Origin of the sequence: Streptomyces sp. NRRL F-5630 (genome assembly GCF_000719475.1) — a bacterium.
Classification (GTDB): Bacteria; Actinomycetota; Actinomycetes; order Streptomycetales; family Streptomycetaceae; genus Streptomyces.
In genome coordinates this window covers 63,329-85,864 of record NZ_JOGO01000023.1, presented here as the reverse complement: position 1 = coordinate 85,864, position 22,536 = coordinate 63,329, and the positions used below count along the sequence as shown (strand labels likewise).

At 73.4% G+C, this 22,536-nt stretch carries 18 protein-coding genes; 6 read left to right on the top strand and 12 right to left on the bottom strand.

What is annotated here, in order from left to right; genetic code table 11:
• Positions 1-376, top strand: a 376-nt coding sequence (locus IF99_RS0113880) for an Rv3235 family protein (protein WP_030996762.1), incomplete at its 5' end; no start/stop codon positions are given.
• Positions 377-877: 501 nt separating this feature from the next.
• On the opposite strand, the gene secA is transcribed toward IF99_RS0113880, so the two are convergent.
• On the bottom strand, positions 878-3,676 hold the full coding sequence (secA, locus tag IF99_RS0113875; protein WP_030996761.1) for a preprotein translocase subunit SecA: 2,799 nt from the start codon (positions 3,674-3,676) through the stop codon (positions 878-880).
• Positions 3,677-4,061: 385 nt separating this feature from the next.
• On the opposite strand from secA, the gene IF99_RS0113870 reads away from it, so the two are divergent.
• The gene (locus tag IF99_RS0113870; protein ID WP_030996760.1) at positions 4,062-5,288 is read left to right on the top strand and encodes a winged helix-turn-helix domain-containing protein; all 1,227 of its coding nucleotides are present in this window, start codon (positions 4,062-4,064) and stop codon (positions 5,286-5,288) included.
• A 102-nt stretch (positions 5,289-5,390) separates the two neighbouring features.
• On the opposite strand, the gene IF99_RS0113865 is transcribed toward IF99_RS0113870, so the two are convergent.
• Positions 5,391-6,110 (bottom strand): SDR family oxidoreductase, encoded by a 720-nt coding sequence (locus tag IF99_RS0113865; protein WP_030996759.1) that lies wholly within the window; start codon positions 6,108-6,110, stop codon positions 5,391-5,393.
• A 91-nt stretch (positions 6,111-6,201) separates the two neighbouring features.
• Here IF99_RS0113865 and IF99_RS0113860 point away from each other — a divergent pair, with 91 nt between their 5' ends.
• Positions 6,202-7,080, top strand: coding sequence for a LysR family transcriptional regulator (locus tag IF99_RS0113860; RefSeq protein ID WP_030996758.1), 879 nt, complete (start codon positions 6,202-6,204; stop codon positions 7,078-7,080).
• Between the two features lie 178 nt (positions 7,081-7,258).
• Here IF99_RS0113860 and IF99_RS0113855 read toward each other — a convergent pair whose 3' ends face one another.
• Positions 7,259-7,912, bottom strand: coding sequence for a TetR/AcrR family transcriptional regulator (locus IF99_RS0113855; protein ID WP_030996757.1), 654 nt, complete (start codon positions 7,910-7,912; stop codon positions 7,259-7,261).
• A 146-nt stretch (positions 7,913-8,058) separates the two neighbouring features.
• Between IF99_RS0113855 and IF99_RS0113850 the strand changes: the two genes are divergently transcribed.
• Positions 8,059-8,817: a siderophore-interacting protein gene (locus IF99_RS0113850; RefSeq protein WP_051703482.1), complete on the top strand. Its 759-nt coding sequence runs from the start codon at positions 8,059-8,061 to the stop codon at positions 8,815-8,817.
• 10 nt (positions 8,818-8,827) lie between these two features.
• Entirely contained in the window at positions 8,828-11,011 is a 2,184-nt protein-coding gene (locus IF99_RS0113845) for a 2Fe-2S iron-sulfur cluster-binding protein (protein WP_030996755.1), read from the top strand.
• Positions 11,012-11,103: 92 nt separating this feature from the next.
• On the opposite strand, the gene IF99_RS0113840 is transcribed toward IF99_RS0113845, so the two are convergent.
• The 4 genes from IF99_RS0113840 to IF99_RS0113825 all read right to left on the bottom strand — a co-directional run bounded on the left by IF99_RS0113840 (position 11,104) and on the right by IF99_RS0113825 (position 15,268).
• The gene (locus IF99_RS0113840) at positions 11,104-11,856 is read right to left on the bottom strand and encodes a response regulator (protein ID WP_030996754.1); all 753 of its coding nucleotides are present in this window, start codon (positions 11,854-11,856) and stop codon (positions 11,104-11,106) included.
• Between the two features lie 368 nt (positions 11,857-12,224).
• A complete protein-coding gene (gene hpf, locus IF99_RS0113835; protein WP_030996753.1) occupies positions 12,225-12,938 on the bottom strand; it encodes a ribosome hibernation-promoting factor, HPF/YfiA family in 714 nt (237 codons plus the stop codon).
• A 318-nt stretch (positions 12,939-13,256) separates the two neighbouring features.
• A complete protein-coding gene (locus IF99_RS0113830; protein WP_030996752.1) occupies positions 13,257-14,033 on the bottom strand; it encodes a ComF family protein in 777 nt (258 codons plus the stop codon).
• Between the two features lie 446 nt (positions 14,034-14,479).
• Positions 14,480-15,268 (bottom strand): helix-turn-helix domain-containing protein, encoded by a 789-nt coding sequence (locus tag IF99_RS0113825; protein WP_037826892.1) that lies wholly within the window; start codon positions 15,266-15,268, stop codon positions 14,480-14,482.
• Positions 15,269-15,396: 128 nt separating this feature from the next.
• On the opposite strand from IF99_RS0113825, the gene IF99_RS0113820 reads away from it, so the two are divergent.
• On the top strand, positions 15,397-15,807 hold the full coding sequence (locus IF99_RS0113820; protein WP_030996750.1) for a DUF1330 domain-containing protein: 411 nt from the start codon (positions 15,397-15,399) through the stop codon (positions 15,805-15,807).
• Between the two features lie 141 nt (positions 15,808-15,948).
• Here the strand turns inward: IF99_RS0113820 and IF99_RS0113815 are convergent, their stop codons facing one another.
• The 5 genes from IF99_RS0113815 to mtnA all read right to left on the bottom strand — a co-directional run bounded on the left by IF99_RS0113815 (position 15,949) and on the right by mtnA (position 22,340).
• Positions 15,949-16,347 carry a VOC family protein gene (locus IF99_RS0113815; protein ID WP_030996749.1) on the bottom strand — a complete coding sequence of 133 codons (399 nt, stop codon included), beginning with the start codon at positions 16,345-16,347 and terminating at the stop codon, positions 15,949-15,951.
• 91 nt (positions 16,348-16,438) lie between these two features.
• Complete coding sequence (locus IF99_RS0113810; RefSeq protein ID WP_234340689.1) at positions 16,439-18,277, bottom strand: LpqB family beta-propeller domain-containing protein; 1,839 nt, start codon at positions 18,275-18,277, stop codon at positions 16,439-16,441.
• 64 nt (positions 18,278-18,341) lie between these two features.
• Positions 18,342-20,477 (bottom strand): MtrAB system histidine kinase MtrB, encoded by a 2,136-nt coding sequence (mtrB, locus tag IF99_RS0113805; protein WP_030996747.1) that lies wholly within the window; start codon positions 20,475-20,477, stop codon positions 18,342-18,344.
• A gap of 17 nt (positions 20,478-20,494) precedes the next feature.
• Positions 20,495-21,184: a two-component system response regulator MtrA gene (gene mtrA / locus IF99_RS0113800; protein WP_199806493.1), complete on the bottom strand. Its 690-nt coding sequence runs from the start codon at positions 21,182-21,184 to the stop codon at positions 20,495-20,497.
• Positions 21,185-21,188: 4 nt separating this feature from the next.
• Complete coding sequence (gene mtnA, locus IF99_RS0113795; protein WP_234340688.1) at positions 21,189-22,340, bottom strand: S-methyl-5-thioribose-1-phosphate isomerase; 1,152 nt, start codon at positions 22,338-22,340, stop codon at positions 21,189-21,191.
• Positions 22,341-22,536: the final 196 nt, after the last annotated feature.

The following is a 22,536-nucleotide window of genomic DNA, read 5'->3' as shown; positions in this document are numbered from 1 at the left end:
CGGCCCCTCGGGCCCGGCGGGCCGCGCCCCGGCGGCGCGCGGCCCGGCGGGCCGCCGCCGCGAGCCCGTCCGGCCGGGCCCGCCGCAGGACGAGTGGGCGCGGCGCCTCCTGGCCGCCCTCACCGGCCACCGCACCCCGCAGGACCTCTGGGGCCTCGCCACCGGCACGGCCCTCCACCACCTGACCACCGCGGCCCCGCCCTACCGCACCGCCACCCCGGTCCTGCGCACCACCCGGGCCACCCAGGTCGGTCCGGGCGTCCTGGAGGCGAGCGCGACCCTGGAGGCGGACGGCCGCGTTCACGCGATCGCCTTCCGCCTGGAGGACCGGGGCGACGGCGTCTGGAGGTGCACGGCCCTGGAACTGGCGCCGTAGGGCGCGCGCCCGACGAGCCGCAGGGCGAGCGCCCGACGAGCCGCAGGCGAGCGCGCGCCCGAGGAGCCGCAGGGCGAGCGCCCGCGCCCGAGGAGCGCTCAGGCCCCGGACCGACCTGGCGGGTCCGGGGGCCTGGGCGCGCGGGGCGATACGGGGTGCACGGGGGGCTCTACGGGGTTCTACGGGCTGTCCAAGGCTCGACGGGCGAGGGAACCGAACCGCCCGGGAACCGCCGCCGGTTGTCCGGGAGCCCCGTCAACCCTCGCCCTCGAAAGGGCCGGTCCCCCCGTCCCCCATCGAGTGAACATCCGGCCCCGCGTTCCCGCCCACCGAGCGCATCCCACGCCCCGCGACCGAGAAAACCTCCCGGAAACGGCCGTCGGCCCCGCCGCCCGAAGGCAGGGGGCCGACGGCCACACCTCACGTACGCGAAGCCAGGAACCTCCGAGGCCACCGACCCACCCGGCCCGGCCTGCTCCCCGGGCCCGTCGGCCCGTGAGGTCACTTCTTGCGGCGGCGCCCCTTCTGGGCCTTGCGCCGCTCGGCGCGGGTCATGCCGTCGCCCGCGGCCACCGGCTCCCCCGGCTCCGACTGCGCGAACTCGCCCTCGACCACGCCGCCCTCGCCGTCCACGGTCGGGGCGGAGAAGTGGAGGCGGTCGGCGCGCTGCGGGGCGTCGAGCCCCTTCGCGCGGATCTCGGGGCGTCCCGCGGCCGCCGGCACGGCGGCCTCGGGGGCCTCGTCCTGGACCTCGACCTCCTCGACCTGCTGCTCGACCTGGACCTCCAGGTTGAACAGGTAGCCGACGGACTCCTCCTTGATGCCGTCCATCATGGCGTTGAACATGTCGAAGCCCTCGCGCTGGTACTCGACCAGCGGGTCCTTCTGCGCCATGGCGCGCAGGCCGATGCCCTCCTGGAGGTAGTCCATCTCGTAGAGGTGCTCGCGCCACTTGCGGTCGAGGACGGAGAGGACGACGCGCCGCTCCAGCTCGCGCATGATCTCGGAGCCGAGCTGCTCCTCGCGCTTGTCGTACTGCTCGTGGATGTCCTGCTTGATCGCCTCGGCGATGTACTCGGCGGTGAGCCCGGCGCGGTCCCCGGCCTCGTCCTCCAGCTCCTCGACCGTGACCCGCACGGGGTAGAGCTGGCGGAAGGCGTTCCAGAGCCGGTCGAGGTCCCACTCCTCGGCGAAGCCCTCGGCGGTCTCGGCGGCGACGTACGCGTCGATCGTGTCGTCCATGAAGTGGATGACCTGGTCCTGGAGGTCCTCGCCCTCCAGGACGCGGCGGCGCTCGCCGTAGATGACCTCGCGCTGCCGGTTGAGCACCTCGTCGTACTTCAGGACGTTCTTGCGGGTCTCGAAGTTCTGCTGCTCGACCTGCGACTGGGCCGAGGCGATGGCGCGGGTGACCATCTTGTTCTCGATCGGCATGTCGTCGGGCACGTTCGCCATCGACATGACGCGCTCGACCATCTGCGCCTTGAAGAGCCGCATGAGGTCGTCGCCGAGCGAGAGGTAGAAGCGGGACTCGCCGGGGTCGCCCTGGCGTCCCGAGCGACCGCGCAGCTGGTTGTCGATGCGGCGCGACTCGTGCCGCTCGGTGCCGAGGACGTAGAGCCCGCCGAGCTCCTTGACCTCCTCGAACTCCGCCTTCACGGCCGCTTCGGCGCGCTCCAGCGCGGCCGGGAGGGCGGCGGCCCACTCCTCGACGTGCTCGACCGGGTCGAGGCCGCGCTGGCGCAGCTCGGCCTCGGCGAGGTCGTCCGGGTTCCCGCCGAGCTTGATGTCCGTACCGCGGCCGGCCATGTTGGTCGCGACCGTGACCGCGCCCTTGCGCCCGGCCTGGGCGACGATCGTCGCCTCCCGGTCGTGCTGCTTGGCGTTGAGCACCTCGTGCTGCACACCGCGCTTGGCGAGCTGCTGCGAGAGGTACTCGGACTTCTCGACGGAGGTGGTGCCGACGAGGATCGGCTGCCCCTTCTCGTGCTTCTCGACGATGTCGTCCACGACCGCGTCGAACTTGGCGACCTCGGTGCGGTAGATGAGGTCCGACTGGTCCATGCGGACCATCGGCTTGTTCGTCGGGATCGGCACGACGCCGAGCTTGTAGATCTGGTGGAACTCGGCGGCCTCGGTCATCGCCGTACCGGTCATGCCGGAGAGCTTGTCGTAGAGGCGGAAGAAGTTCTGGAGGGTGATCGTGGCGAGCGTCTGGTTCTCGTCCTTGATGTCCACCCCTTCCTTCGCCTCGATCGCCTGGTGCATCCCCTCGTTGTAACGGCGTCCGGCGAGGATGCGGCCGGTGTGCTCGTCGACGATCATGACCTCGCCGTCGATGACGACGTAGTCCTTGTCCTTCTTGAACAGCTCCTTGGCCTTGATCGCGTTGTTGAGGTAACCGACCAGGGGGGTGTTCACGGACTCGTAGAGGTTGTCGATGCCGAGCCAGTCCTCGACCTTCGCGACCCCGGGCTCGTGGATCGCGACGGTGCGCTTCTTCTCGTCGACCTCGTAGTCGCCGGTCTCCTCGATGCCCTTGAGCTGGTTGCCGGGCTCGCCGCGCTCCAGGCGCTTGACGAGGCGGGCGAAGTCGCCGTACCACTTGGTCGCCTGGTCGGCGGGGCCGGAGATGATGAGCGGCGTACGGGCCTCGTCGACGAGGATCGAGTCGACCTCGTCGACGATCGCGAAGTTGTGGCCGCGCTGGACGAGCTCGTCCTGCGACCAGGCCATGTTGTCGCGCAGGTAGTCGAAGCCGAACTCGTTGTTCGTGCCGTACGTGATGTCGCGGCCGTACTGCTCGCGGCGCTCGGCCGGGGTCATGTTGGCGAGGATGCAGCCGATGCTCAGGCCGAGGAACTTGTGCACCCGGCCGGTCAGCTCGGAGTCGCGCTCGGCGAGGTAGTCGTTGACCGTGATGAGGTGCACGCCCTTGCCCGAGAGCGCGTTGAGGTACGCGGGGAGGGTGCCGACGAGGGTCTTGCCCTCACCGGTCTTCATCTCGGCGACGTATCCCATGTGCAGGGCAGCGCCGCCCATGATCTGCACGTCGTAGTGGCGCTGGCCGAGGACGCGCTTGGCGGCCTCGCGCACGGTGGCGAAGGCCTCGGGCATCAGGTCGTCCAGGGACTCCCCGTCCGCGACGCGCTGCTTGTACTCGTCGGTGAGCGCGCGCAGCTCGGCGTCGGAGAGGCTGACGAAGTCCTCTTCGATGGAGTTGACCTGGTCCGCGATGCGGTGCAGCTTGCGCAGGATCTTGCCTTCGCCTGCACGCATGATCTTCGAGAGGACGGACACGAGGGTTGGTCTCCTTGCCGGTCGGGGCCTGGCACGGTCAAGTCTTCGGGCAACGGCCATCGTATGCGAGGACCCGCCCGCGCCGGGAGGTCTGCCAAGACAGTCAACGCGTCAAGCCCTCGGAAGGTGCCGGGGCGTCCTCCGCCACCTTCGGTGAGGGAAGCGGTACGCACCGCAGCGCAGTATCCCTGTCCAGGCTGTGCGAGGGAACACCGGGGAGACGGTACGCGGCGGGTGGCGGCGGGCCGGGGGCCCACGGCGGGGGCGGGGCCCCGGGTGCTGGTGGCGGGCAGGGGCCCGATGGCTGGGCCGGGGCCCCGGGTGCGCGGAGGCCCCCGTCCGCCGCCGCCCCCGCATGTCGGTCCTCCGTCCTAGGCTGCACGGCATGACGACGCAGCCGCTCTCCCTCTCCGCCGACGAGGCCCGCCGCATCGCCCTCCGCGCCCAGGGCCTCCTCGGCGCCCCCGACCGGCGCGCGGGCGCGCGAGGTGTGCTGCGGCACCTCGGCGCGGTGCAGCTCGACACGATCTCGGTCCTCGCCCGCTCGCACGAGCTGGTCCCCTACGCGCGCCTGGGCGCGATCGGCCGCCAGGCCGTCGAGTCCGCGTACTGGGCACCGCCCGGGGCCCCCGCACACGCCTTCGAGTACTGGTCGCACGCGGCCTGCGTGCTGCCTGTCGAGGAGTGGCCGCACTTCGCCTTCCGTCGCCGCGCCTACCGCGACCGCCCCCTGTGGGGGCACGAGATGCCGCCTGGCGCCTACGAGAAGGTGCTCGCGCAGCTCCGCGACGAGGGCCCCCTCACGGCGACGGAGCTGGGCGGGGCGAAGAACGGCGGCGAGTGGTGGGACTGGTCGGGCTCCAAGGTCGCCGTCGAGCGCGCGCTGACGTACGGGGACGTGGTGTGCGTCCGGCGTACGGGCTGGCGCCGGGTGTACGACCTGCCGGAGCGGGCGATCCCCGCCGAGCTGCTCCACGACGACCTGGACGACCTGGAGTGCGTGCGCCGCCTGATCCGCCTCGCGGCGCGCTCGCTCGGCGTGGGCACCCGCTCCGACCTCGCCGACTACCACCGGCTGAGGACCGAGCAGTTCGACGCGGTGATCGAGGACTGCGGCCTGGTGCCCGTCCAGGTCGACGGCTGGGGAAGACCGGCGTGGGCCGACCCCGAGGCGCTGGCGTCGAGCCCGCGCGGCCGCCACCGCACGACGCTCCTGTCCCCCTTCGACTCCCTCATCTGGGAACGCGCCCGCGCGGAGCGGCTCTTCGGCTTCTCGCACCGCCTGGAGGCGTACGTGCCCAAGCCGAAGCGCGTCCACGGCTACTTCGCCATGCCGGTCCTCTCCGGCGGCCGGCTGATCGGCCGCGTCGACCCGGCCCGCGAGGGCACGACGCTCGTCGCCCGCCAGGTCACCCTGGGCGGCGACGTCCCCGGCACGGCGACCCCGGCCAAGGCCGTGGAGGGAACGGCGAAGGCACTGGCGGAAGCGGCCGGCTGGGTCGGCTGCACCCGTGTCCGCGTGGACCGCGTGCACCCGCCGGAGCTGCGGGAACCCCTTCAGCGCGCGGCGACGCGGGCACTGACGGCACGGCTGGAGGGGGCGGAGGGCTGAGCGGTACGGGCTCCCCTCACGGCGCGGACCGCGTGGGCGGGGCGGGCCGCGGGAAGCGGGCTAGCCGGGCGGGCCGAGCGCCGGAGCGTGGCCGTGTCCCCGTCACCACGGCACCACTCCTTCGTCGTCGAAGAATCCCCCGCGCGGCCCGTCGTCCGGAAGGGTCGCGAGGCGGAGGGCGATCGCGGCGCCCTGCTCCGGGGTGCGGTCCGGCTCGGTGCCGCCGAGATCGGTGGCGACCCAGCCGGGGCAACAGGCGTTGACGAGGACCGGGGTGTCGGCGAGGCGGCGCGCGTACTGCGTCGTGAGGGCGTTGAGCATCGTCTTCGAGGACGCGTAGGCGGCCAGGAGCGGCCCGGTGCGCAGGGTCAGCGAGCCCACGCTGCTCGACACGTTGACGATGCGCGGCGACCGCGTGCGCCGGAGGAGCGGGAGCAGGGCGTTGGTGACCCTGACCACCCCGAAGACGTTGGTGTCGAGGACCGTGCGGAGCACGTCGAGGTCGAGGGTGGTCGGGTCCTGTGCGCCGTCCTCGGCGTTTCCTGAGATCCCCGCGTTGTTGACGAGCACGTCGAGCCGTCCGGCCCGCTCCGCCACGGTCCGCGCGGCGGCGTCGACGCTCTTCTCGGAGGTGACGTCGAGGGCCACCGCGAAGGCCCGCGCCCCCTCGGCCCGAAGCGACTCCGCCGCCGCCTCACCCCGCGCCTCGTCCCGCGCCCCCACGGCGACGGTGAAGCCGAGGTGTGCGAGACCCCGCGCGATCTCCAGGCCGATTCCCTTGTTCGCGCCGGTGACCAGCGCGTTTTTCGTCGATTCGCTCATGTCCTCCATGCTCGGCGGGCCGCACGAGGGCGTCCAATACCGCTTCGGGCAGCGGTGATACCGGCCCGGTATCACCGCCTAGGCTGTCCGCATGGACGACGACACCGCCGGGGATGTGGAGGTCCGCGAGCTGAGGTACTTCCTCGCCGTGGCCGGGGAACTGCACTTCGGGCGTGCCGCCGAGCGGCTCGGCATCACGCAGCCCCCGCTCTCCCGCGCGATCCGGCAGCTGGAGCGCCGCCTCGGCGTGCCTCTGCTCGACCGGGACCGCCACGGTGTGACCCTCACGGCGGCGGGCGAGGTGCTGCGCGCCGAGGCGGGGACGGCGCTCGACGCGGTCGCCGCGGCGGCGCGCCGCACCCGCAGGGCCGGGACCACGGAGCGGCGGCTCGTCCTCGCGACGAAGTCGGGTGCCTCGCACGAGGTGCTGCGCGGACTCCTGGACGCGGCGGAGCGGGAGCCCGGTGTGCCCCCGGTCGAGGTCCTGCTGTGCGAGATCGGCGAACAGGCGGTGCTGCTCCGCACCGGGCGTGCCGACGTCGCGCTCATGCACCGCCCGGTCGACGACCTCAGCGGTTTCGACACGGAGGACCTCCGCACCGAGGGACAGGTCGCGATCCTCCCGGCGGACCATCCCCTCGCCGCGCGTCCCCACCTCACGCTCGCGGAGGTGGGCGCCATCCCCGGCCTGCCGATGGCCCGCTGGCCCCGCCTCGACGGTACGTACCCGGACGGCCCGGGACCGGAGGTGCACACCCAGTCCCAACTGGCCCAGCTCGTCGCCCTGGGCAAGACCCTGCTGCTCATCCCCGCGTCGAGCCGCGCCTGGCAGTGGCCCGAGCACGTCGCCGTCCCGGTCCGGGACGCCCCGCCCATCACCACGGTGATCGCCTGGCCCGCCTCCAGCCGCTCCCGCCCCCTGGCCGCCCTGGTCCGCACGGCGGCGCGACTGCGCACCGCAGCCCAGTGAGCCGCCTGGGGTGAGCCGCCATGGGTGAGCCGAGCGGGGCGAGCCCCCGGGGGTGAGCCGAGCGGGAGCGCGCCGGTCCGGCGGGGGCGGGCCTCCACGTACCGCCCGCGGCGGGCCTCCGCTCACCGCCCCGGGCGGGCCTCCCTGAGCCGCCGGTGGCACCCGGGGACCGGCCTCCCTACCGGGGCTCCTCTCCCCGCTCCCCGCCCGTCGACGGGCCGCCGCTCAGGTACCGGGTGATCATGGCGACCAGTTCCGCCTCCAGCCTCTCGACCCGAGGGGGCTGCGGAGCCGCCATGATCTGGTGGGTGTTCAACTCCACCGCGCCCACGATGAGTTCGGCGGCCATGTCGAGATCCGCCACCCGCACGTCCGGGTGGCGGGCGAGCACCTCGCGGACCTGGCCCACCCGGGCTCTGCCGTGCCGGTCGAGCGCTTCGATCAGTTCGCTGGAGACGGGCGCCTCCTCGATCATGATCCGCAGGAGCTGAGGGCCGTCGCGGTGGTGGTCGATCGCGTCGCGGACGAGGGAGCGGACCGCGTCCTCCAGGCTGCCGGGGCTGGTGTCCAGCTCGTCGGCTCCCGCCCACCCGCCGCGGTCGATGTGCCGGACCAGAAGTTCGGCGAGGATCGCGTCCTTGTTCGGGAAGTACTGGTACAGCGAGCCGATGGACATGCGGGCGTGTTCGGCGATCCGGTTGGTGGTGCCCGCCGCGTACCCGTACTCGCCGAAAACGTGAGCAGCCGCGGTGAGGATGCGCTCGCGCGTCAGCGCGGCGCGCACCTGCGTGGGCTTGCGACGTGGGGTGAGGCGGCGGTCGGGGGGTGTCATCCCGCGCCCTTTCTGGCCGGTGAAAAGCGAGTAGAAAATAGCTGAGCTTTTGCTCAGAATACTGCCATGAGCTGCGCGAACGAGCAGAACCGGCGCCCTGGGGCGCTGTGGTGAGCCCCCGGGTGAGCCTCCCCCGGGAGCGCAGGATGATCACGCTGGAGGTACGGCGGCGCGAGTCGCTCTCCCCCGGCTTCGCCCGGGTCACCCTGGGCGGACCCGGCATACGGCACCTCGTCCCGGCGGGCGCCGACCAGGCCGTCCGGCTCTTCTTCCCCCGCGAGGGGCAGAGCGGATTGCGGATGCCGACCGCGTCGAACGAGGCGTGGATGGCACAGGTCCTGCTGATGCCGAAGGCGTCCCGCCCCTGGGTGCGCAACCTGACCATCCGGAGCCTGCGCCCCGAGGATCAGGAACTGGACATCGAGTTCGCCCTCCACGACGGCTCGCCCATGACCGCGTGGGTGAGCCGGGTCCGGCCGGGCGACGCGGCCGGGATCTTCGATCTGGGCACCATGTACCGGCCGCCCGCACACGCCCGGGGACGACTGCTCGTGGGCGACGAGAGCGCGCTGCCGGCCATCCTGTCGATCCTCGACAGCGACCCGGACGCGTCGCCCGCCGACGTCTTCGTGGAAGTGGCCGCCGCGCACGACATCCGCTCCGTGCCCACGCCGCCCGGGGTGCGCGTGCACTGGCTCAGCCGCGACGACGAGCGCCCCGGTGTCCGCGTCCTGGAGGCGGTGCGTGCCGCCGAACTGCCCGAAGGCCCCTTCTACGCCTGGGTGGCGGGCGAGTCCCGGCTGGCCACGACCGTCCGGCGGCACCTGGTGGGCGACCGCGGCGTGCCCAAGCGGGACGTCACCTTCTGCGGCTACTGGCGACTGGGCCGGTCGTCCCCCGGCTGAGAGAGGTCTCATGCGACAGCACAACTCCGAGCCGGGCACGAGGCACCGGCTCACCACCGAGGCGGAGGTCGAGGCGGTCCTCGGCCGCCCGGCCGCGCTGATCACGAAGAAGCAGATCAGCGTCCTGGACGCGGGGTGCCGCACCGTCCTCGCCCGCAGCCCCGTGGCGGCCCTCGGCTACCGCGAGGCGAACGGCACCGCCCGCACCACGTTCGTCGGGGGCACCCCCGGCTTCGCCCGCGTCCACTCGGCGCGGCGGTTCTCCTTCCCCGTCCCCGGGGCGGCCGTCGCCGCCGGCCCGGTCTCCCTGTTCTTCCTGCTGCCCGGCGTCGGCGAGGTCCTGCGCGTCAACGGCACCGCGTCCGCCCTGAGGAACGGGGAAACGGCCGTGGACGTCGCCGAGGCGTACGTGCACTGCGCGCAGGCCGTCATCCGCTCCGGCCTGTGGGAACCGCCCCCCGCGCCCTCCCCCGCCGTCGGGTGGGACCCCGGCCGGGGACCCCTGGCCGGTCCGGGCGTCGGCGACTTCCTCGCCGCCTCGCCCTTCCTGGCCGTCTCCACCTGGGACACGGAGGGCGGCAGCGACACCAGCCCGCGCGGCGACCGGCACACGGTGGCGCGCGTCCTCGACGGACGCACTCTGGTGCTGGCCGACCGCAAGGGCAACAAGCGCGCGGACACGCTGCACAACCTGCTGCGGGACGACCGGATCGCCCTCGCCGCCCTCGTCCCCGGGCGCGGCGGCGTCCTGCACCTCAGCGGGCGCGCCGCGATCACCGACGACGCGGAGCTCCTGGAGACCCTGGCGCTGCGCGGCGTGCCCCCGCACCTCGCCCTCCTCATCGACGTGGAGGAGGCGGAGGTGCGCGGCAACGACGCCGTCTCGCGTGCCCGCCTGTGGAGCCCCGACGCCCGCCTGAGCGGCGCCACGGCACCCGACATGATGGCCCTGGGCAGCGCCCATCTGGCCGCCAACACGGGCGGGTCCGGGCTCTCGGCACGGCTGATCGGGCTCGTCACCGCCGTTCCGGGCCTGAGCAGGCTGATGCGGAAGGTGATGGACCGCGCCTACGTGTCCGGGCTGCGCAAGGAGGGCTACGACGAGGCCCGCGCCCCCGCCGTCGCCCGCCGTGGCGCACCGGGGGACGGCGGGACGGCGGAAAGCCCGCTGCGTTCCGTGCGCGTCCGCGAGATCCGGCAGGAGACCCCCACCGTCCGCACCCTGGTCCTGGAGGACACGGCCGGCGAACCCCGGCCCTTCGGCTTCCGCCCCGGGCAGTTCTTCACCGTGGTCACGGACCTCGCGGGCCACCCCGTTCGGCGCGCCTACTCGGCCTCCTCGGCGCCGGGCGCCACCCGGTTGGAGCTCACCGTCAAGCACGTGGAGGGCGGACGGTTCTCCACGCACGCCCACCACGGCCTCCGCCCCGGCGACCGTCTCGCGCTGCGCGGCCCCTCCGGCGCCTTCCACGCTCCGGCGCGGGCGCCCGAACACCTGGTGCTCCTCGCCGCCGGCAGCGGCATCACGCCCCTGATGAGCATGATCCGCGCCGGGCTGTCCGATCCCTCGACGCCCGGGAGGATCGACCTGCTGTACAGCAGCCGCAGCCTCGAAGAGGTCATCTTCGAGAACGACCTGACCCGCTTGGAGAAGGAGCACCCGGACCGGCTGTCCGTCACCCGTGTCCTCACCGGCCGCGAGGGACGGCTCGACGCCGGGCGCCTGCGCCGCTGGCTGACCGGTCTGCCGCTGACGGACACCGCCCATCACTTCGTCTGCGGCCCGGAGGCGTTCATGGACACCGCGCGTGAGGTGCTGCGTCACCTCGGCGTGCCGGACGAGCGGGTGCACCGGGAGCGCTTCAGCGGGGGCGTCACCGCCGCGACCACGGCGGCACCCCAGGAGTTGAGGGTCGAAAGGGACGGCGAGCTCGTCGGGACGGCCGTGGTCGAACCCGGCCAGACCCTGCTCGACGCCGGTCTCGCGGCGGGGCTGCCCCTGCCGTACTCGTGCACGGTCGGCTCCTGCGGCGAGTGCGCGGTGCGCGTGCGCGGCGGCGAGGTCGCGCAGCCCGACCACACCTGCCTCACGCCGGAGCAGCGGGGCCGGGGCCAGGTGCTGGCGTGCGTCAGTTGTCCGCTGTCCCGCGTGACCCTCGACCTCGCCGAACCGGGCTCCCCGCAGGCGGGCTGAGGGGAGGCCGTCGGCGGACGGGGCGCCCTCGACGGAGAAGACCTCCGTCCGCGAACGGGGGCGCCCTCGACGGATGGCGAACGGGGGCGCCCTCAGCGGATTTCGAGGATCTTCTCCCGCATCGCGTACACCACCGCTTCCATCCGCGAGTGCAGTTGCAGCTTCTCCAGGATGTTCCGCACGTGGTTCTTCACCGTGTTCTCGCTGATGAAGAGCTCTTTGGCGATGTCCCGGTTGTTCATCCCGGTCGCGACGAGCTTGAGGACCTCCATCTCGCGGTCGGTGAGCCGGGGAGCGGGGACGAGGCGGCGCTCGTCGGTGCGCTGGATCATCGACTTGAACTCGCTGAGCAGCTTCGACGCCATCGAGGGGCTGATCTGGGACTGGCCGTCCGCGACGGCGCGGATCGCGGTGGCGACCTCGTCCGTCGAGATCTCCTTGAGGAGGTAGCCCGTCGCTCCGGCCTTGATCGCGTCGTAGAGGTCCGCTTCCTCGTCGCTGATCGTCAGCATGATGATCTTCGCGCTGGGGGCGACCTCCTTGATCGCCGTGCACGCCTCGATGCCGCCGCGCTTGGGCATCCGTACGTCCATCAGCACGATGTCGGGCAGCAGGTCCGTCGCCTTCTCGACGGCCTCGGAGCCGTCTCCCGCCTCGCCGACGACCTCGATGTCCTCCTCCGTGGCGAGCACGATCTCCAGGCCCCGCCGGAAGAGCGCGTGGTCGTCGACGACCAGGACCCGGATCGGTTCGGCGCGCGGCCTCGGTTCGTCCTCATCGGGGCGGAACCCGCCGGAGGCGCCCCCGGCTTCCGCGTCCCGCCTCGGCCCGAAGCTGTCCGCCATCGTCTCTTCCCCCTGAAGCCACGACTGTATGGGCCGACTCAACCGGGTGCGGCTGCGGGCCGGTTGGCCGGTCCGGCCAATGATTCCACGTCCCGCCCTCCCCGTGGGCCGCTCCGGACCCCGGCTTGAAGCCCCGGGGGCGCATCAGCGCACACCAGGGGCATCGACCAGAACCGGCGTACGGGACGTAGCCCTCACTCCCCCGCCTGATCCACCGCCACCCAGGCCCCCAGCGCCGCCCCCGCGTCACCCTCGCCCGGACAGGCGGGAGTCCCGCGACCGGTGACCGGTCACGGGACTCCCGCCTGCCGAAAAACGCCCGACCGCCGGAGGGTTGGCGCCCCGCCGGAGGGCTCGCGCGCGGCGGCTCAGCTCTCCTGCTGGCCCCCCAGCGCGCCACCCGCACCGGCCGGCTCGGGCGGCGTGGCCACCATGGGGTCGCTCGACAGGTGGATGACGCCGTAGTCGTAGGCGTGCCGCCGGTAGACCACGCTCGGCTCCTTCGTCTCCGCGTCGACGAAGAGGTAGAAGTCGTGCCCGACCAACTCCATCTCGTAGAGCGCCTGGTCGAGGGACATCGGGGCCGCCAGGTGCGTCTTCTCGCGGACCACGAGCGGTCCGTCGCCCTGCACCTCCAGGGAACCGATCTTCTTCGTCGGCACGCCGCCGTCGCTCTCGGGCTCCGGCTCGGCGAAAGTGCCGTCCTCGTTGAGCCCGGCGGTGCCCGGCACGCGCTCGGCGACCTCGGCCGCCGTCAGCCGCTCGTTGCCGCGCCGCGTACGCCGCTTGTCGTGCTCCTTGCGCATCCGGGCGGCGAGCTTCGCGACGGCGAGGTCGAGGGCCGCGTACGGATCGGCGGCGCACGCCTCGGCGCGGATCACCGGACCGCGCGAACGCAGCGTGATCTCCACGCGGTCGCAGCGGTCGGCCTGACGCGGGTTGTGTTCCTTGGACACCTCGACGTCCAGGCTCATTACCTTGCCGTCGAGCTTCTGGATCTTCTCCAGATTCAGCTTTTCGGCCACATGCTTGCGGAACCGCTCGGGCACCTCGGTCTTACGACCCTTGACGACGATGTCGATGTCCACGCAGAACTCCGTTCCCGGATTCACTCCGCCCACAGCGGAGAAACTCCCACTTGCACCAGGCCCCCGGAATTCCCGGGAGCCCCGGACACGGTGAACCTCCACCTCCTCCGCCCCGGTGGCTCGCTCCCACCAGGGGTCACGCCTTCATGACGAGGGGCGACATCTCGCACGGGAGGGCAGCCGGCCCGGTGGCCGTTCGCCTCCCCACCTCCGAACATATCTCGCCCCGTGGTCAAACGGCACCCGCTGCCGGGTGATACCTCCGTTCAGGCGAATTACGCCCTCCTCGCCTGCGAAAACATAAATTCTCGCTCACTTCGGGTTTGTTTCGAAGGCGCGTGGAGAAACCGCGACGACGGCCGCCCGAACGGCCCCCGTGATCCTTTTCCCCGCCCCCATGGGACGGATCGAACGATCTCCTCGCTGCACTCCTTCCACATCTGCCGCGCGTAATGCGCGCGCGGCCTCGGCAATCGTCGAACCGGTCGTCATGAGGTCGTCGACCAGCACGACAGTCGTACCGTCGGGGGACTCGCGCAGGAGCCGGACGGCACCGGCCCGCACCCGCACCGCCCCCGCCAGGTTGGCCCGCCGCTCCCGCGCGCCGAGCCCCGCCTGGTCCCGTACCTCCCGGCACAGCGCGAGTGCCGGGACGACGCGCGCCGCGCGGCCCTCGGCCCGCAGCCGTCCCGCGGCGACCCGCGCGAGCCGCCCCACGTGGTCGTGCCCCCTGGCCCGCACCGCCCGCGCAGCCGAGGGCACGGGCACGAGCGCGACCGGGCCCACGCCCCGGTCCGCGCCATCGCCGTGCCGCACCGCCGCCGCGAGCGCGGCTCCGAGGGGCCCGGCGAGCCCCAGCGCACCCCGCTCCTTGTAGGCGAGCAACAACGACCGCACCTCCCCCTCGTAGGCGACCGCCGCGCTCACCCGCGGCAAGCCGGGCGGCGCCGCCTCCGGCCGCACCCGCCGCGCTTCCCTCCCTTCCAGCACCTCCCGGCAGCCGCCGCACGCGGGCGCCCCGGCCGTCCCGCACCCGAAGCACTCCGCGGGCAGCACCAGCTCGGCCAGCGCGCTCCACCACCCGTCCACACCCCCACGATCCCCCTCCCCGGCCCCCCGAACCCCCGCCACGGCACATCTGTGGACAGACTCCCGGAACCCGTCACACGCCCCACCCGTAAGAGTGAACGCCGTAACGAGAACAACCGAGTTGTCCACAAGCGAAGGCCGATCATCAGCCCGCACGCCGCGAGGGCCCCCGGCGGACGGCACACCCGCGCCGCCTGTCCCGACCTGGCACGCGCCGCACCGGACACCGACTCCGGCTCCACCGGCGCGGGCACCCACGCCAACGACACATGGACCGAGGCGATCCGGCGCACGGTGCGCACCAGGCGCGGGCGAACTCACGGGATGACGGGGGGCTCAGACGCACGCGACGAACGAGGACGGCCGAAGACTTTCGCGGCGAACAGGGCACCTTCACCCGTCGCTCAGCCCGCTCCCGGCCCTCCCCGCGTCACGGCCACCGGCCCCTAAGAACTCTCCAGCCACCGCCTGGTCGCCTCGTCCACCGGGAGGAACGTCTCCAGGTGGAGGCCCGCCAGGGCCGCGTCCGTCGCCGTGGTGAGGATCGCCGAGGTGCTGAAGAACCGCAGCCGCGTCCCGTCCATGGTGAGGTCCAGGCTCAGCACAGGGCCGGTGGGCGGGGACGTGCCCCGCCGCCCGGCCGCCTTCTCCACGTGACCGGCGATCTCCGCCGCCAGCGCGTGGTGCCTCTCGTCGTGGGTGCGCTCGGCACGGTGGTCGATCTGCCGCAGCAGGTGGCCGCCCCACTCCGCCAGGTTGCCGATCCGCCCGGAGAGCCCGTCCGGATGCAGGACGAGCCTGGCCACGTTCACCGGCGGCTCCAGGAGCCGGGGCGCGCAGCCGGCGAGCAGGCGGTCGACGGCCGCGTTCGCGTCCACGAGGTCCCGGTACTCGTCCAGGAGCAGCGCGGGGTACGGGTGGTGGGCGTCGAGGAGGGCGCGCAGGCCGTCCATGACGGCGGCGCTCGACGCGTCGGTCAGGTGGCGGTCGCGGTGGCGCGGCGCGTAACCCCCGGCCAGCAGCAGGCGGTTGCGCTCCCGCAGGGGCAGGTCCAGGTGCTCGCAGAGGTGGACGAGCATCTCCGGCGTCGGGCGCGCCTTCCCCGTCTCCACCCGGCTCAGGTGCCGCGTCGAGACGCCGGACCGGTCCGACAACTCCTGCTGGCTGTAACGGCGCCGCTCCCGCCAGGTCCGCAACAGCACCCCCACCGGCTGGACTTCGGCGTGTCCGCTCATGCCCCGGAGTGTAGTGACCCCGCCGGCCGTCTTGACCTGTGAGGTCATGGCCACGCGGGACCGGCGCGGCCAGGATCGGAGCATCGGCCGAGCGGGGTGTACCCGCCTGGAACACGAGGGAGACGACCATGACGCACACCGACCCCACGCCCCGGCGGGACGAGGGAACCGACGCGCCGCGCGCCTTCATGATCGGCCACCTGAGGAACGTCGAGACGTGCCCCGACATCGCCGAGTACCTGGAGCGGATCGACGCCACGATGGCACCGTACGGCGGTCGCTTCGTGGTGCACGGCGCGCGCCCGGTCGTGTACGAGGGCACGTGGGACGGCGACCTCGTCATCCTGGAGTTCCCCGACCTCGTCAGGGCGCGCGAGTGGTACGCGTCGCCGGAGTACCAGGAGATCCTTCCGCTGCGCACCGCGCACGCGGACTCGCTGATCCTCGCGATCGAGGGGGTACGCGAGGATTACCAGGCCGGCGAGAAGGCCGCCCGCCTGTTCCCCGGCCGGGGCACCCCCACGCCCCTCACGCGCTGAACCACCGGCCCCCGGACCCGCGTGCTCCACGGAGCCCGCCGGGCCGCCACGGCCTCCACACCGCCGCACCCGCCGGGCCCACGCGCCCGCGCGGAGGCCGCCGGGCCCGCCACACCCGCGCGCCCCCCTCCCGAGCCCGCCCTACCTCCGCCCCTCCTTCACCAGCGCCTCCACGTTGTTCCCCGCCGGATCGCTCACGAAGGCGCAGTACGCCCGGTACTCCTCCCAGTGCCGGGGCGCGTACCGGTCCGTGCCGCCGTGGGCGAGGGCCGCGCGGTGGAAGGCGTCGACCTCGGTGCGGGTCCGGGCGGGGAAGGCGAGGTGGAGGCCGCGGGTCTCGGCGGCGGGGTCGGTGACGTGTTGCAGCGCGAGCGAGGGCGTGTCGTGGCCGTCGTGCCAGTACTCGGCCAGGCCGTCCGCGCGGTAGCCGGGGACGATGCCGAGCGGCGCGAGAACCGCCGTCCAGAAGTCCTCCGCCGCCGCGAAATCGGTGACGAACACGCCGAGATGGTGCACGAGGAGGGGGCCGTGAGCGCTCATGCCGCGAGCCTACGGTCGCGGCGGGCCCCCACCCGGGAGGCGCGGCAGGCAGCCGGTCACGGACGCCGCGAGGCCCCGTACCCGCCGCGCCTCAGCCCGGGTAGAAGGGTGCCGTTCCCTGTCTCGACACCGTCTCCCAGTTCATCCCCGCCGGGAGCCGCACGATGCCGTCCGAGGAGTGGGCGATGAGCGGGAGGCCCGGGTCGTCGGCCGCGGCGATGTCGGTGACGCCGTTGACGCCGGGCAGGGACGACTTCGGCGGGACGGAGCCGTCGCTCAGCACGTACTGGAGCTGGCGCACACCGCCCTCCTCGCGGCCCGCGACGACGAGGCGGCTGCCACCGGCCCAGGACATCGCGGTGACTTCCTCCAACTGCGGTGCGGCGGCGCGCAGTCCACCGACGGCGACCTTCGTCGCCTCGCCCTCGCCGACCCGCTCGACGCGCCCTATCCGCAGGGTCGTCCGCTTGCCCTCGCGGACGAGGAGCGCGATGCGCACGCCGTCCGAAGAGGCCCGCACCGCCTCGATCCTGTTTCCCTCGCCGAGCCCGGCGACCTTCACCTCGACCGGGTCGGCCGAGCCCTTCCGCACCCACATCAGGCGCGGGTCGTCCGGGTCCGTGTCGGCCACCCACAGGTCCCCGAAGCCGTCCCAACTCGGCGTCGAGAGACGGTTTTTCTCGTCGGCCGCCTTGCTCCGCACGCCCGTGAACCGCAGTTCGCCCGTCCCCGCGAGGGCCGAGACGAAGAGCCGGTCGCCGTTGAGCGAGACCCCGGCCGCGTACTTCTCGTCGCGCGAGACCGCGGCCGAGCGCAGCTCCTGCTCGCCCGTGCCGAGCGGTCCCGGCACTCCGGCGGGCACCCCGTCGGCGCGGTCGGCGCTGTCGAAGTTCACGAGCCGGTGGTCCTTGTCCAGGTAGTACTGGTCCGGCTGCTCCTGCTTGCCGGCGCCCCGTCCCACCACCACGTCCGCCTCGTCCTCGTCGAGCGTGCACAACGAGCCGTCGTCCCCGCGCAGTTCAACCGTCTTGACGCTGCTGGAGGCCAGGTCGCGCAGGGAGTAGAGCAGTTGCGTCGCCATCTCGCGGCACGCGGCGGCGCTCACGTCGCCGCGGTTCACGTCGAGGGGCACGGTGAGCCTGTTGTCGTCGTCGGGCGCGAGGGCGGTCGTGCCGCGGCGCAGCGCGATCCCGTCGGGGAAGCTGCTCCGGGCGGCGCCGCCGAGCCACGACGAGGGGCCGTCGAGCACCGCCTTGACCGTCTGCGTGACCGAGTCCTCCCACGAGCGGATGTACACGGGGTCGGCGACGAGCGGCTCGCGCCCGGCCTCGGTACGCGCGGCGAAGTAGTACTTGTTGACGGGCCAGTACAGCCGCTGGAAGTCGATCTTGCCGAGCACGACACCGGTCGGGGGACGGTCGATCCGCCACTCCTGCTTGTCCTTGCCCGTCCGCACGAGCCGCACGGTCTCCTGGTACGTGGCGTCACTGGGGTGGTACGAGAGCCGGTCGTCGACCGTCGCGACCTTCTTGCCGGTCAGGACGTACGTGTAACTCGTCGCCTGGTCGGCGTCACCGGCCTCGTTCGGGGGCGTCCCGCGCGGCGGGGCCGGTACGGCACTGTTGGTGAGGACCGTCGTCCTGCTGCCGGGCCGCCAGTCGCGGGACGCCTTCTCGGTGAGGTACTTGCGGGCGACGGCGTAGTCCCGGTCCTCGCTCGTGAGCGCTTCGAGGAAGCCGTCGACCACTTCGAGCGGTCGCGCCCCGTCCCGCGGCGCGACCCCGAAGACCCGCACCCGCGGGTCGTTGCGCGTCGAGGAGTCCACCGGCTGCACGTCCCCGCTGTCCGGCATCGAGGCGCACCCGGCGACGAGCGCCCCCACGGTGGCGAGCACGAGACCACCGCCCCAGCGGCGACGGGGACCCGGCACGGCCGGGCGGGCCGAGGCGGCGGGGCCGGACGAGCTGGGGACGGCAGTCGTCCGACGATCCCGTTCACCGCGCATGGCGCACCTCGGCCTCCCTCTCGGTCCCGTGGCGCGCGGGATCACCGCTGTCCTCCACGGCGTCCGTCACGGCGTCCGGCTCGCGCCCGGCGTCCGTCCCCCGCACCGCCTCGGCGCCGCGCTCCCCGGCGGTCCCCGCGCCCTGCTCCGGTACGCTCCCGGCCTCCCGCGCCGCGCTGTCCGCGCCTTCCGCGCGCCGCGTCCGCGTCACCACGCGCGCGCCGCTACCGGGCAGCGCCGTCGGGTCGGCCGCGACGGGCCCGCGCCGCGTGGCGGGGGCGCGTACCGCCGAGGGCAGGGCGGGCGGCTCCGTCGGCGCGGCCGTGCGCCGCCCCGGCTCCTCCGTGGCGGAGGAACCGTCGGCGGCCCGGCGCGCGCCAGCGGCCCGCGAGTCCTCCGGCTCCAGCGGTATCGGTGAACCGCGCAGCGGCTCGTCCGCCGTGCGCGGCAGTGTGAGGCGGAACTGCGAACCGCCGCCCGGCTCCCCCCACGCCTGGAGCCAGCCGCCGTGCAGCCGCGCGTCCTCCAAGGCGATCGAGAGACCGAGGCCCGTACCGCCCGTCGTCCGCGCCCGCGCCGGGTCCGCGCGCCAGAAGCGGCTGAAGACCCGTGTGGCCTCCCCCGGCTTCAGGCCGACGCCGTAGTCCCGCACCGCCACCGCGACCGCGCCGCCCGCCGCCCCGAGACGGACGACGACGTCGCGGCCCTCACCGTGCTCGACGGCGTTGACGACCAGATTGCGCAGCACGCGCTCCACACGGCGCACGTCGGCCTCCGCGACGACGGGCTGCTCGTCGCCGACGACGAGCACGCGGCTGCCCTTGCGCTCCGCGAGCGGCAGCGCGCCCTCCACGACCCGCCGCACCACGAGGCGCAGGTCCACGGCGTCCGCGTCGAGCGCCGCCGCGCCCGCGTCGAAACGGCTGATCTCCAGCAGGTCGGCGAGGAGCGACTCGAAACGGTCGAGCTGATCGGCGAGGAGTTCGGCCGAGCGCGCCGTGACGGGATCGAAGTCGGCGCGCGCCTCGTGGATCACGTCGGCCGCCATCCGGACCGTGGTGAGCGGCGTGCGCAGCTCGTGCGACACGTCGCTGACGAAGCGGCGCTGCATCCGGGACAGCTCCTCCAGCTGCCGGATCTTGACCTGGAGGTTCTGCGCCATCTTGTTGAAGGCCTCGCCGAGGCGCGCGATGTCGTCCTCGCCGGTGACCTTCATCCGCTCCTGGAGCTTGCCCGCGGAGAGCCGCTCGGCGACCGAGGCGGCCATCCGTACCGGCGTGACGACCTGCCGCACGACGAGCCACGCGATGGCGCCGAGCAGCACCACGACGAACATCCCGGCCGTGGCCAGCGTCGTCTTGACCAGGCTGAGGGTCTTCGCCTCCTGGTCGAGCGAGAAGAGGTAGTAGAGCTGGTAGGGCTGCCCGTAGAGGTCGTTGACCTGGCGGCCGATGATGAGGGCAGGACGGGCGGAACCCGTCTCGTACACGATGCGGGTGTACGAGCGGTACGCGCCCGTGCCGTGCGCGACTTCCTGGCGCAGTGAGGCGGGCACGCTCTCCAGGGGCAGGACCTGTCCCGAGGAGCGCGGGCTGCGCGCGGTGCCGCTGTCGGGGCCCGCGCCGAGCGCGACGACGTCGAAGGAGCCCTGGCCGCCGCTGGCCAGCTGCGTGACGAGTTCGGACATCCAGCTGCTGGCGTTCTGCCGGCCGTCCGTCCCCGATTCCTGACCGTCGCCCTGCGAGGTGCCGTCAGCCGCTGCCCCCGTGGCGGGCCCCTCCGCGTTCGCCTTCTGCTGCGCGACGAGGAAGCCGCCGCTCGCCTGGCTCTGCGCGGCCTTCTCCTTCGCGTCGAGCAGCCCGTTGCGGACCTGCCCGACGACGACGAAGCCGAGCAGGAGCACGACACCGACCGACATGAGCAGCGTGGTCGCGACGATCTTCAGCTGAAGATTGCGGCGCCACAGCCGGGCCACCGGCAGCAACGGCCGCCGCACCCACCGTGAGAAGAGCCGCAGGAACGGGCTGCCGTTGGCACCCACGCCCCCGCCGAGGGCACGGCCCTGGGCGACGATCCGGCCGAACCTGCCGGAGCCGCCGGGTCGCGCGGCACTTCCCCTGCTCATGTCAGTCCCCGGCCATGTCAGTTCGGTCCGGCCTTGTAACCGACGCCGCGCACGGTCACGACGATCTCCGGACGCTCGGGGTCGCGCTCGACCTTGGAGCGCAGCCGCTGGACGTGCACGTTGACCAGCCGCGTGTCGGCGGCGTGCCGGTATCCCCAGACCTGTTCGAGGAGCACCTCGCGGGTGAAGACCTGCCACGGCTTGCGCGCGAGCGCGACGAGCAGGTCGAACTCCAGCGGCGTGAGCGCGATCGACTGGCCCTCGCGCTTGACCGAGTGCCCGGCGACGTCGATAACCAGGTCACCGATGGTGAGCTGCTCGGGCGCCGGCTCCTCCGACCTGCGGAGCCTGGCCCGGATACGGGCCACCAGCTCCTTGGGCTTGAACGGCTTGACGATGTAGTCGTCGGCGCCCGACTCCAGGCCGACCACGACGTCCACGGTGTCGCTCTTCGCCGTGAGCATGACGATCGGCACGCCGGACTCGGCACGGATCAGGCGGCAGACCTCGATGCCGTCCCTGCCGGGCAGCATCAGGTCGAGCAGCACCAGATCCGGCTTGGTGTCGCGGAACGCGGCCAGCGCCTTGTCGCCGTCCGCGACGAACGACGGCTCGAAACCTTCACCACGCAGCACGATGCCGAGCATCTCGGCAAGTGCGGTGTCGTCGTCGACGACAAGGACTCGTCCCTTCATGACTGACATCATCCCATTAGCTCATCGTTACCTGACGTGAACTGGCACACAGAGCCGCCAGCCCCTCCGCCGTCACCGGGGTCACGACCCCGGCCTCCGTGACAATCGCGCTGATCAGTTCGGGCGGTGTGACATCGAACGCCGGGTTGTACGCGCGCGTCCCGAGCGGCGCCAGCGGCACCGTGACGCCCTCGCGCCCCCGCACCTCGGTCACCTCGTGCCCGGCCCGCTGCTCCACCTCGATCGCCGCCCCGTTCTCCGTGGCGAGATCCACCGTGGACAGCGGCGCGACGACGACGAACGGCACCCGGTGGTGGTGCGCGAGCACAGCGAGCGGATAGCTGCCCACCTTGTTCGCCACCGCCCCGTCCGCCGCGATCCGGTCCGCCCCGATCAGCACGGCATCCACCTCACCGGCCGCGAAGAGCGAACCGGCCGCGTTGTCCGCGAGCAGGGTATACGCCATTTGGCGCCGCGCCGCCTCCCACGCGGTCAGCCTCGCCCCCTGCCACAAGGGCCGCGTCTCGTCCACCCACAGCCTCCGCAGCCGCCCGGCGCGGTGCGCGGCGAGCGCCACGGCGAAGGCGGTGCCCTCGCCGCCGGAGACGAGCGCCCCGGTGTTGCAGTGCGTGAGCAGCCGGTAGCCGCCGCCCGGCAGCAGCCCGTCGAGCAGCTCCGCGCCGTGCGCGGCCATCGCCGCCGAGCCCGCGGCGTCCTCCGCGTGCAGCGCCCGCGCCTCGGCGAGCGTCGCGGCGGCCGCGGCGGCACGGTCCCCGCCTGCCGCCAGCGCGGCGCGGAAGGCGCGCTGCGCCCGCCGGGCGCCCCGTGCCAGGTTCACCGCCGTGGGCCGCGCCGAGGCGAGCGCGTCGGCGGCCTCGTCCACGTCGAAGCCGCGCGCCGCCGCGAGCGCGACCCCGTAGGCCCCCGCGATCCCGAGCAGCGGCGCCCCGCGCACGGCGAGCGAGCGAATGGCCTCGACGAGCGCGGGCGCGTCGGTGCACACGAGCTCGGCCTCCTCCTCCGGCAGCCGCCGCTGGTCGAGGAGCACGACGACGGGTCCTTCGGGTGGCTCGGACCAGCGCAGCACGGAGGGTGACTGCCCGGCATGTGGGGACCGCGATGTCCGCGGTATGGGAGACGTCTGCGGTGCGGGGGACTCTTCGGCCATCCCCCCAGTCTGCCCTCCTCGACGGGCCCGGCAGAAGCCGCCGGAGACCGCCCTTCCCGCCCTTCCGGCGGCCCCGTCGGCTCCCCTGTCCGCGTGAAACGATGTGCGCACGCCACCGTCCCCGAGCGGACCCGGCACCATCCACGAAGGAGCGCCGATGACGGACACCCCTGAGCCCTCGCCGCCCGGAAACCAC